The organism is Streptomyces sp. NPDC059455, from assembly GCF_042750115.1.
GTDB classification, from domain to species: Bacteria; Actinomycetota; Actinomycetes; order Streptomycetales; family Streptomycetaceae; genus Streptomyces; species Streptomyces endocoffeicus.
Genome location: NZ_JBHYVB010000310.1, coordinates 1 through 9938 on the forward strand (window position 1 = coordinate 1; position 9938 = coordinate 9938).

The window sequence follows — 9938 nt, forward strand, 5'->3', positions numbered from 1 at the left end:
CTCGTCCAAGCCCCCGACCAGCTGACATCCGCGGCACCCCAGGGGGTGGGGAATTCCCCCGACAAACCCCCTGGGGAATTACGCCGTCGTCGACACACACTCCTTGCATGCGGTTGACCACGCCGAACGTGGCGTCATCGGCGTCGTTGTCGGTGTAGACGTGGTCGGCGTCGCCTTGCGTGGTGTCGACTGTGGTGCCCCAGGTCGCGGCGTCGCTGTAGGGGATCCGGCCGTCGGGCCGCTTCGGAGCAATGTGGTTGGTGACCACCCCGAGGGCGTCCTGCCACTGCTGCGCGCCGGGGAAGTGCTTACGCGCGTGCTGGAGAGCCTTCGCGCATTCCTGCTGGCTGTAGCCCGCCTCGAGTGCACGCCGGACCATTTTCATGACAGCCATGAACCCGCCCCGCTGTCCGACGTACTTGCCGAGGTGCTTCTCGGCGTGCTCCCACCACCATGTGGTGACTTTGCGCGCTGCCTCGTCGAGGGCCTTCTCCCGCGCTTCCTTCTCTGCAACCTCGGCCGCCCTCTCCTCGGAGGTCTTGCGGGGGCGCCGAGCGCGGGGGGCGGGCTTCTTCGGCGCGGTCGGCAGCTCCTCGGCCGCAGGCTCCTTCTCCGGTTCGGGCTCCGGCTCGGCAGGGGGTTCCTCGTCGTCGTACGGGGCGGGCTCGAAGCCGTCGCTGACCAGGGTGCCGTCGGGGTACTCCACCAGGAACGTGCCGTCCTCCTGCTCGACGACGGGGACGGCCGGGTCCGAGGTGGTACTGAAAATCTCGTGATCCTTGATCCACTGCTCCACGGGATACTCGGAGATGGCCGTGCCCATCGCGCACTTCCCGGTTCGGAAGCGGCGGCGCTCGAGGCGGTAATAGCCCTTCGCGGCGAGCTCGCGCAGCGCAGTACGGACGGCTCCGCGCCCCTCGCGGCCCTCGCCTTTGGAGAGCTGGTCGGACCGGACCTGCCACCCCTCCTTTTGGTCCAGGAGGTACGTCAGCAGCCCCAGCGCACGGAAGCTGATGCTGGCGTCCCGGACGGTCGTCGACTCGACGTGTACGAAGTGGGCGCGCCGGTTATGCCGGACCGCCGTGGGACTGGACAGGCGGCTCATACAGAGGCCTCGCTGATGTCGTCAGTCAGGCGGAAGTACGTGCGGTGCGTCCGGCGGCCGGTCTCGTCGCGCACGTAGCGCCGATCCCTCTCGGCCATGCCCGCGGTGTGCAGATCAAGGAGTGCCCGGCGCACTTGATGAGAGGTCAGTCCGAGGCTGGTGCAAATGGCGCCGACGTCGACCCAATCGCCTTCGGGGTGGAGGGTGAGCGTGTGGAGAACGCGGAACGCCCGGTCAGATAAGTCCCGCGTGCGGCTATTCGCGGTGGTCATCGGTGTGGTCCCTGGAGAGAGGGGCCCGGCCGCAGTGGGCCGGACCCGGTCGGTCAGCGTCACGCGTCCTCGGCGCTGGGCTTGGCCCCGGCCAACAGCTCAGGCGTCTCCCGCAGGAGATCGTCGAGGTCACCGCGCTGCCAGGCCGCCAGCAGGGTCTCCTTGCCGACTGCACGCCCCTTGCGCTTCTTCCAGGTCCAGGTGACGGTGCCCGTGGGCTGCCCTCCCGGCATGAATTTGACGCCGGGGATGACCTCTCCGGTCTGCGAATCGAAGATGGCGCCCGTCGTTGGGTCCACCTCGGCGCGTCCGAGGACCGCCTTCTCCCACGCTGGCTTGCGGACGATGACCACGTCGATCTCGCCCTTCTCCTCCGCGTATGCGTCGAACGCGGACTCGTCCTCGACGACGAACCGGTCGTTGGTAGTGGCCACCTTGTAGTGACCCACCTCTTGCCCGTCGACCTGCACCACGAGGTCGGACTGCTTGTTCTCCTCGAACCCCTTGAGCAGCGGGCCCTTCGGCGCGTCCACCTTCGGCGAGATGACGTCCTTGGTCCGCTCCTGCAGAGTTCGGGCAAGCGCGCCGATCAGTCCGAGGGACGTCAGGGAGAGCTCGGTCGACTCCTCGGCCTGGGTGCCGTCGTCGACATCGTTCGGCATCTGGGTGTTCCTCTCTTCCCCGGACGCCGTGGCCCAAGGTTCGGGTTCTCCCGGGCGGGGTGTCTCGGGGCATCGCTTGGAGGTACGTCAGCCGCCGATTTTTGTTACACCTAGGCCCAGGTAGCTGGGTTGCTCTCCCAGCCACCTCAAATAGTACACCTAAGGAAATTCCTTGAGGAGAAGGGGACGCTAACGGCGCACCGACTTACGTTCCTTGCGGCTCTGCAGCTTTCGGCGACGTCACCGGAAGCCGGTAGGGCTCCGGCTCCGCCCCATCCGGTACGAGGGCGGAATCGGCCCGGCGGCGGGCGAGGGCCGGCCATGACGGCATGCTCCGCGCGCGAGGCGGGGCGCCGCGGTAGGAGTCCGCGGGCTCGCAGCCCTCACCCGCCGCCGGACACCAACCCGTGGGAGAGGACCGCATCAGCCGTGACCGAGACGATCACCGCACCGCGCTACGTCGCCTACGTGCCGCTCACCGATCTGCCGCCGGCGACCCGCAACCCGAAGCGCCACGAGCTCGAGCTGATCATCGACTCGATCGCCATGCACGGCCTGGTCGAGATTCCCGTCGTCGACGAGCGGACGCAGCGCACCCTCCACGGCCACGGCCGCCGCGATTCCCTGATCGAGATGCAGGCCCGCGGCATGGCCCTGCCCGGCGGCATGGTCCTCGACGAGGACGGCGGCTGGCTCGTCCCGGTGCTTCGCGGCTGGTCATCGAAGAACGAGGCCGAGGCCGAGGCTCTGGCCATCAAGCTCAACCGGCTGCCCGGCGAGGGCGGTTGGGACCCGCGCGAGTTCGCCGCAGTGCTCGAGGATCTGGCGACGAACGAGGCGGAGCTGTTCGACTCCCTCGCCATCCCGGCCGACGAGATGGACAAACTCTTCAGCCAGGTCGACCCCGAGTCCCTGCCCGGTGGCGTCCGTGAGGACGAACCCCCGGCCCTGCACCTTCCCGACAACGACGACCGGGGAGACGGCCTCAACCCCGACGACGGCCACGCGCCGCACTCCACCTGCCCGGCTTGCGGGCACATATTCACCGCCGGCCGCTGACCCCTCAGCTGAGGTACGCCCATGTCCACTCGACGCAAGGCACGTCGGCAGCAGAGCCGCAGCGGTCGCCCGCGCCTGCTCTCTGACGAGGTCGAGGCGCGTCTCGTCGCGGCCTCCCGCACGGGTGTCGCCGTCGAGCTGGCCGCCGAATTGGCCGGAGTCTCCCGCTCGAGCTTCCTGGCGTGGATGGCCCGGGGCCGGGCCGAGGTTGAGGCCCGCGAGGAGGGCGCGGAACCGAATCCAGAAGAGGGCGAGTACGCCACGCTGTACGAGAAGGTCCGCACCGCGCGGGCCACGGCCGCCGCGCGCGCCCTGGCGAACATCCGCCGAACCGCGGATGGTGGCGTCGTCACCAAGGTCACCACCCGCCGGTTCCGCGATCCCGGGACCGGCGAGATCGTCGAGGAGACGGTGGAGGACCGCACGGCGCCGGACTGGCGCGCGGATGCTTGGTATTTGGAGCGGCAGCACCGTGAGCACTACGGCAAGGACGCGGTCGTCGCGGTCGAGATCACCGGCCTCGGTGGCAGTCCGGTCGGACAGGAGGAGCCGCCGGTCGACCTCAACGCGCTCGCTGAACGGCTGGACCGGTCGCTGTTCTCCGTCAAGTACCCGCCGGAGCTCGAGGCCGGCAGCGTCGTCGACGCCGAGGTCATCGACCCCTGACCGCCAGCACGCGACGTTAACCCCGGCCGCCGTGCACGGTACTTCCTCCTTGCTCACAGCACCGGAGGCATATCACCATGACCATCAAGGGTATCGATGTCAGCTCCTACCAGAGCTCGACGTTCAACACCTCGGGTCTCTCCTTCGTCTTCGTGAAGGCGACCGAAGGCACCAGATACGTCAACCCGAAGATGACCGCACAGGCCGCACACGCACGCGCGGCCAACCTGGTCGTCGGCTTCTATCACTTCCTCGTCGCGGGGAACATCCAGGCTCAGGCCGAGTACTTCGTGGAGCGATGCGCCAGCAAGCCAGGCGACATCCTCGCCTGCGACTGGGAAACCGACCCGAGCACCCACAAGCACCCGTCGAATGCCGAGAAGGACGCCTTCATCAAGGCCGTCAAGAAGTTGCGGCCGAGCCACAGGGTCATCCTGTACTGCAACTTGACGTCGTGGAAGACGCTCGACACGACGTCGTACGCCGGGGACGGTCTGTGGATCGCGGACCCGAGCGCCCCAGCCGGCAAGCCGCGGATCAAGGCCGAGTGGAAGTTCCACCAGTACGGCATCTCGGGAACTGACGTGAACGTGGCCGACTTCTCCAGCAAGGCCGCACTCAAGGCGTGGGCCACGGACGAGGAACAGCCGGACAAGGACGGCTCCAGCGGCACCACTCCGCCCAAGCCGGCGCCGCCCTTCCCCGGCCGCCAGTATTTCGGCCCCGGCAAGCACAACGCTCACATCACCGCCCTCGGCAAGCAGCTCGTCCGCAAGGGCTATGGCAAGCACTACAAGAGCGGACCGGGCCCGGAGTGGACGGACGCCGACCGTGACAACGTTCGTGATCTCCAGCTCGACCACGCGGAACTCAGGGGAGACGCTGACGGCCTCCCGGGGCCGCTGACTTGGAAGATCCTCTTCTCCTGACCCACATCGCCGGCCTGCGCCAGCCGGGCCGACCTTCACACCGAGAGGCCCTCAGTGGCAGGCGAGACCGTCATGACGGTCGTCGGCAACCTCGTCGATGACCCCGAGCTGCGCTTCACCCCTTCCGGTGCGGCGGTGGCGAAGTTCCGCATCGCCTCGACTCCCCGCACTTTCGACCGGCAGACCAACGAGTGGAAGGACGGTGAGAGCCTGTTCCTGACCTGCGCCGTGTGGCGGCAGGCGGCCGAGAACGTCGCCGAGTCCCTCACCAGGGGCATGCGGGTCATTGTCCAGGGACGCCTCAAACAGCGGTCCTACGAGGACCGTGAGGGCGTCAAGCGCACGGTCTACGAGCTGGACGTCGAGGAGGTCGGCGCCAGCCTGCGCAACGCCTCTGCGAAGGTCACCAAGACCGGCGCCAGCGCGGGGCGTCCGGCCGCCGCGGCGCAGGCACGTCCTGCGGCCGACGACCCATGGGCCAGGCCGGAGTCAGACGAACCGCCGTTCTGACATCGTGCACACTGAAGGGTCCCCGGACCGATGTCCGGGGACCCTTCAGGCTGTTCACGCGGCAGCTACCGTCCAAGCGGAGTCCAGGATCAGCAGGTCCTCGTCGGCTTGGTCCGCGAACTCCGTCGGCAGAGCCTTCTCGTCGACGGGCGCTCCCTCCGCGGGCGTGTCCACCGGGGCGGGAATGTCCTCGACCGGGGCCGGGTCCTTCTCCGGGGGAGGGGTATCGGCGGTTGGTGGATCGGGCGTCTCTGGAGTGCTCGGTACCGGGTCCACCGGGTCGGAGGGCAGTGTCGAGGGCTCGGGAGCTGTCGGCGTCGTCGACGGCTTGGTGCCCGGCGACGGGGCGGGCGTCGACGGCGACGTCTCCTGCTCCGAACCTTCCTCTGTCGGCATCGTCGGGCTGGTGGTTCCTGTGCTCGGCCCCGTGGCCGACACGATCCCGGTTCCCTTGCCGCTGTCGGACGGCGGAGGGCTCGGCTCGATGCCGGCGGCGAGCGCCACGATGTTGTCGCCACCCGGCTCGGCCCGCGCCGGTGCGGCGTCATCCAGTCCCAGTACGAGGCGGGCCGCGAACATGGTCGGAGCGTCGGCCATTGCCGCCGCCGGGCGGTCGATGATCTGGTGCACATCCGGGCTGTCCAGCCCGAGCGTGCCCAGGGCGAGCGCGGCCAGCCGTGGCGGCAGGGGGATCGCTCCGCCCATCGCTGTCGGGCTGGCCTTGTGGCGGCCTGCCTCCTTCAGGAGGTCCGCGTACTCGTCGATCCGCTTGGGATCGGTGCCCCACAGTGCGTACCGGTCGTGGACCTTCATGTGCGGGTACAGCTCCCGGGATCCGTCTTGCCGCGCCCAAGTCTCGGCGTATTCGGCGTCGTAGAAGATCCTCAATCCGACGCGTTCACTGCCGTACGAGAACGTGAAGATGGTGCTGTCTGGGCCGGTGGCGGCCTTGGTGGACATCACCATCCCGTCGGCGTCGGTGCACTCCGCCTGCAGGTTGTCGATCGGGTTGCAGTCGATCCGCCCAGCGTCGCGGAAGTCGATGAACTTGGGGTCGTCGAACGGCTGCTTCGTCTCGGTGGTCGGGCTCGCGTCCGGGGCACTGTCCACCGTACCGACGGTGCCGTTGTTGGTGAAATGTCCCAGCGTCCAGGACCCAGCGAGCGCTGGCAGGAGCGCCGCGGTGATGGCCCACCTCTTGAAGCGGTCCCGGGGGCGCGCCCGTTCGGACTGCCCGGCCGAGGACGGCGCAATATCGACGGGTAGAGCTGGCTCGAACGGGCCTAACAGCTCGTCGAAGTCTTTGAACTGGCCACACTCACGCACCATCCGCTCGACTTGCTCCAGCGGCAGATCTGGCAGGGCAGAGCTGACCTGGCGCACCGCGGAGTCGAAGCTCTGCGGGCTCAGAAACAGGTGCCGCTGACCCGCGATGTTGACCACGCCCACGTCGGTGAACTGGACATTGTCGTCTTCGTCCGGGTCGAGGAAGTGAATCTGCACCGGCGGCACGGACGAGGTCACGACCGCCCTCCTCGGTCGAGGGTTATCCCGCTGCTCACCTCTGCCGGTCTCTTTCCTTGCTCTGCAGGATGCTCGCGATGCGGGCAGCCGTCTTCTCAGCGCGTTCGGGGGTGATGTCTTCGATGTCCGTGAGGACGAGGTGGCCGCCGCCGGGCAGCTCGACCTCCTCACGGTGGATCTCCGGCTCGTCCAAGCCGTCACCCGTTCCGGCGTCCTCGCGGGCTTCCTGTTGGTTCTGGGCATGCGCGTATGCGCGGAGCATCGCATCCCTGGCCGCGCGCACCCTCGCAGGACTGCGGCGGTGGCCGGGGCTCAGCGTGCCCGCGACCGCCAGCAGTTGGCGAGTCTCCTCGTCGTGAGGGATGGGCCCGCCGTCCAGTGCCCGCTCCAGGCGCTCGCCCTGGTCAGCGCGTCGAGACATGCGCCCTCGCCTCTTTCTCAACCTGTGTACCGACAACTCTGTTTCTGCCCACTGCCGCCGTCAGCAGCTCCTCGATCAGCTGGGAAGACGACTCCCCGACCGGCATGACCCCGGCGAGCTTGCGCAGCGACCGTACCGTTAATGTACGGACAGCACCCTCCGTTCTCCCCATGATCTGCGCGATATGTCCCACACTTAGTCCGTCGAAGAACCTCAAGATCAGGACCTGCTGTTGCTCGGGTCGCAGTTTATGCATGTGAGATGCAACGGCTTGGGCCAATGCGCGTCTTTCGGCGTACTCTTCAGGGCTCTGGTCGACGCGTGGCCGGTCGAGTTCGAGGTGATCGGCGTACAGCACTTCCGAGGGGCGCCGCTGCACGGAGCGTAGGTAGTCGAGCGCGGTGTTCTTGGTGATCGTGCGTAACCAGCCGAGCAGATGCGTACCTGGCCGATACTTACCGATATTCCGGGAGACTTTCAGCCAGACTTCCTGGCTCAGATCCTCCGCGACGTGCCCGTCACGGACGTAGCGCCGTACCCAGTGGTACACAGTGTCGTTCAGTTCGTCGTATAACGCCCCGATGGCGTCGGCCCCATCCGCCCCGCCTGCTGCGGCGCGTCTGGCCAGAGATTCCAGAATGTCGGTCACGGCGTGATGCCCCCCAAGGACCCGATGCTGCGCTAATCCGCTGCAGCGCCGCCCTGGGGCTTCCCCTCCACTGTTCCCCCACAGGAGGAGGATCACCTTCCGATGCGACGCCGAGGCAGCATAACTGATCTCTTGCGAATTGCACCGAACAGGTTAGCGATACTCTGTGACAGCCACTGCGGCACGGCGCGGCCGCGTGCTGGGAGAGTAGTCCGGCGCCGACAAGGCCCCGAAGCGGCCGCCGAGCGCGCCAGGATCGATAAGGGAGCGGCTCGGCAGGTCATGCCCATCCCCCCTGGCCGGTGCCACCTGAGCCGTCGCTCGACGGGGCCGCAGAGGTAACGGCCGGCACGCACACGGATCCAGCAACGAGGCCCGCCGCCCCGTGGCGCCTCCGTTGCCGAGCATCGCGCCAGAGCCGACCCAAGGTTGCCGCCAAGCCCGACAGCGCCCAAGGTCACCCCCCACCGGCACGACCGACAGCTTCAGCGCTTCAGCCGCCGTCCTGGCCCGGCTTCATCGTGCGACAGGCGAGTTGGGCTCCCCCGGGTGTAACAGATTCCGCCGATCCACGTACTTGTCGGTGCCGGGCTGAACGCAACCGGCTCCATCCGGCCGGAACGGTCCGCCGGGGGACACCCTACGGATGAACAGGGACGGCTATGCCTCGCGGTGGTTCAAATGCATTGCTGAGTTTCGAGACGATTGCCGAGCGGATGGAAGTTCCAAAGCGCACCGTGCTCGACAACTACAGGATCTGGAATATTCCCATCGTGCGCATCAGCGATCGCATTCTTCGTGTACGGGAGCGCGACTTCGAGGCCTGGCTCGACGCCCGTACGGAGTGACCTTCACTCAATAGGGAGTCGCTACTACCTTGAATAGTAGGCCGCATTATTGGCTGCCCCGCTGCGTTCTCGCCGACTTGACCCGCTACGGCTCCACCTACGTACAGTCCAACTCCCCTGGCCAGGGCACCCACTGAGGAACCCATCAAGATCGCGAGAGGCGTCCCGTGGCACGCAAGCCCACTGTCTACAAGCGGTGCGACTGCTCCGACCAGAACAGGCCCAAAAAGGGCGGATGTAACCACAGTTGGAGCTACAACCTCACGAACAGCGAGGGCAAGCGGACGCGTGCCTCGATTCCCGATTCCGTCGGCATCACCCAGGCCCAGGCGCAGGCGGTTCTGGACGGAATGGCTCCCGGCGCAGCCCCCGAGCCCGTCGAAGCGAACCTCACCTTCCGGCAGTGGGCGGCTGACTGGCTCAGCAGGCGCCGGATAAAGGACTCCAGCCTGGAGAAGTACGAGATAGCCATCCGCGTGCATCTCAATCCGCGCTGGGGGAGACAACGTCTCAGAGCCATCAAGAAGGCCCAGGTCGAAGCCTGGGTGCAGGAGATTGAGGACGACGAGAGCGTCGCCAACTCCACGGGAGAGGGCCACTGGAAGGTCTTCCAGATGGTCATGAAGGACGCCCTTCAGAACGGGAAGATCAGCTCCAACCCGACCTACGAGGTCGACGGGCCCTACGTTGGCGATTCGACGTCGTACGTCTTCAGCCCGGATGAGTGCTGGGCGATCTACGACGCCTTCCCTGAGCGCTACCGGCCCATCCCCATGATCGGCTTCGCCTGTGGCCCCCGGCAGGCGGAGGCGTTCGGCGTGTGCGATGACGTCATCGACTTGGACCGAAGTGTGCTCACCGTGCGTCGGCAGGTACTCAAGACCAAAGAGACTCGATACAAGCGCCTCATGGTGGACCGCCTGAAGACGAGCCCACGCCTCAACACGAAGGACGTGCCGATGCCTCCGTACCTCGTGGAGGCGCTGGCGGAGCATGTGGAGCGCTTCCCGCCCCAGGCCACGGAGACGGTGCGGTGGGAGCACAGGAAGAAGATCGACGACTGCAAGCGCGGCTCGGCACGAGCACTCTTCTGGACACCGCGCAACAACTTGATGTGCCGCAACTACTTCAACGATGACCTGTGGAAGCCCACGCTGCTGAAGCTGGGCATCAAAGACGAGGAAGGAAACCTTCCGACCTTGTTGAGTCGGCCCGGGGCGCGGTGCCGGGATTGCTCCCGGTCCGTTTCCCCGGACCGCTCGCCGAACCCGCCGTACCGATCTCTCGGTAACG

At 67.1% G+C, this 9938-nt stretch carries 9 protein-coding genes and 4 pseudogenes; 7 read left to right on the plus strand and 6 right to left on the minus strand.

Annotated elements, in window-relative coordinates; translation table 11 throughout:
* From ACFXB5_RS50270 to ACFXB5_RS50280, 3 genes and pseudogenes are all read right to left on the minus strand, one after another.
* Nucleotides 1-1105: pseudogene (locus ACFXB5_RS50270) on the minus strand (hypothetical protein); the annotation flags it as partial.
* Nucleotides 1102-1377: a MarR family transcriptional regulator gene (locus ACFXB5_RS50275; RefSeq protein WP_385221973.1), complete on the minus strand. Its 276-nt coding sequence runs from the start codon at nt 1375-1377 to the stop codon at nt 1102-1104. The gene ACFXB5_RS50275 and the pseudogene ACFXB5_RS50270, both read right to left, overlap by 4 nt.
* Nucleotides 1378-1436: 59 nt before the next feature.
* Nucleotides 1437-2039 carry a hypothetical protein gene (locus tag ACFXB5_RS50280; protein WP_385221975.1) on the minus strand — a complete coding sequence of 201 codons (603 nt, stop codon included), beginning with the start codon at nt 2037-2039 and terminating at the stop codon, nt 1437-1439.
* Between the two features lie 429 nt (nt 2040-2468).
* Between ACFXB5_RS50280 and ACFXB5_RS50285 the strand changes: the two genes are divergently transcribed.
* The 5 genes and pseudogenes from ACFXB5_RS50285 to ACFXB5_RS50305 all read left to right on the plus strand — a co-directional run.
* On the plus strand, nt 2469-3098 hold the full coding sequence (locus ACFXB5_RS50285) for a hypothetical protein (RefSeq protein ID WP_385221978.1): 630 nt from the start codon (nt 2469-2471) through the stop codon (nt 3096-3098).
* Between the two features lie 21 nt (nt 3099-3119).
* On the plus strand, nt 3120-3764 hold the full coding sequence (locus tag ACFXB5_RS50290; protein WP_385221981.1) for a hypothetical protein: 645 nt from the start codon (nt 3120-3122) through the stop codon (nt 3762-3764).
* A 77-nt stretch (nt 3765-3841) separates the two neighbouring features.
* A pseudogene (locus ACFXB5_RS50295) lies at nt 3842-4402 on the plus strand (GH25 family lysozyme); the annotation flags it as partial.
* A 72-nt stretch (nt 4403-4474) separates the two neighbouring features.
* Nucleotides 4475-4693 (plus strand): annotated as a pseudogene (locus tag ACFXB5_RS50300) (peptidoglycan-binding protein); the annotation flags it as partial.
* Between the two features lie 54 nt (nt 4694-4747).
* Nucleotides 4748-5173: pseudogene (locus ACFXB5_RS50305) on the plus strand (single-stranded DNA-binding protein); the annotation flags it as partial.
* A gap of 84 nt (nt 5174-5257) precedes the next feature.
* Here ACFXB5_RS50305 and ACFXB5_RS50310 read toward each other — a convergent pair.
* Genes ACFXB5_RS50310 through ACFXB5_RS50320 form a run of 3 tightly spaced genes read right to left on the minus strand, consistent with a single transcriptional unit; the run spans nt 5258 to nt 7797 of the window.
* A complete protein-coding gene (locus ACFXB5_RS50310; RefSeq protein WP_385221983.1) occupies nt 5258-6727 on the minus strand; it encodes a hypothetical protein in 1470 nt (489 codons plus the stop codon).
* A gap of 34 nt (nt 6728-6761) precedes the next feature.
* A complete protein-coding gene (locus tag ACFXB5_RS50315; protein ID WP_385221986.1) occupies nt 6762-7148 on the minus strand; it encodes a hypothetical protein in 387 nt (128 codons plus the stop codon).
* Nucleotides 7132-7797, minus strand: coding sequence for an RNA polymerase sigma factor (locus tag ACFXB5_RS50320; protein ID WP_385221989.1), 666 nt, complete (start codon nt 7795-7797; stop codon nt 7132-7134). Before ACFXB5_RS50320 ends, ACFXB5_RS50315 begins: the two co-directional genes overlap by 17 nt.
* Nucleotides 7798-8513: 716 nt before the next feature.
* Here ACFXB5_RS50320 and ACFXB5_RS50325 point away from each other — a divergent pair.
* Both ACFXB5_RS50325 and ACFXB5_RS50330 read left to right on the plus strand, forming a co-directional pair.
* Nucleotides 8514-8645, plus strand: coding sequence for a hypothetical protein (locus ACFXB5_RS50325; protein ID WP_385221992.1), 132 nt, complete (start codon nt 8514-8516; stop codon nt 8643-8645).
* A 167-nt stretch (nt 8646-8812) separates the two neighbouring features.
* On the plus strand, nt 8813-9938 hold a 1126-nt coding region (locus ACFXB5_RS50330), incomplete at its 3' end, for a tyrosine-type recombinase/integrase (RefSeq protein WP_385221995.1).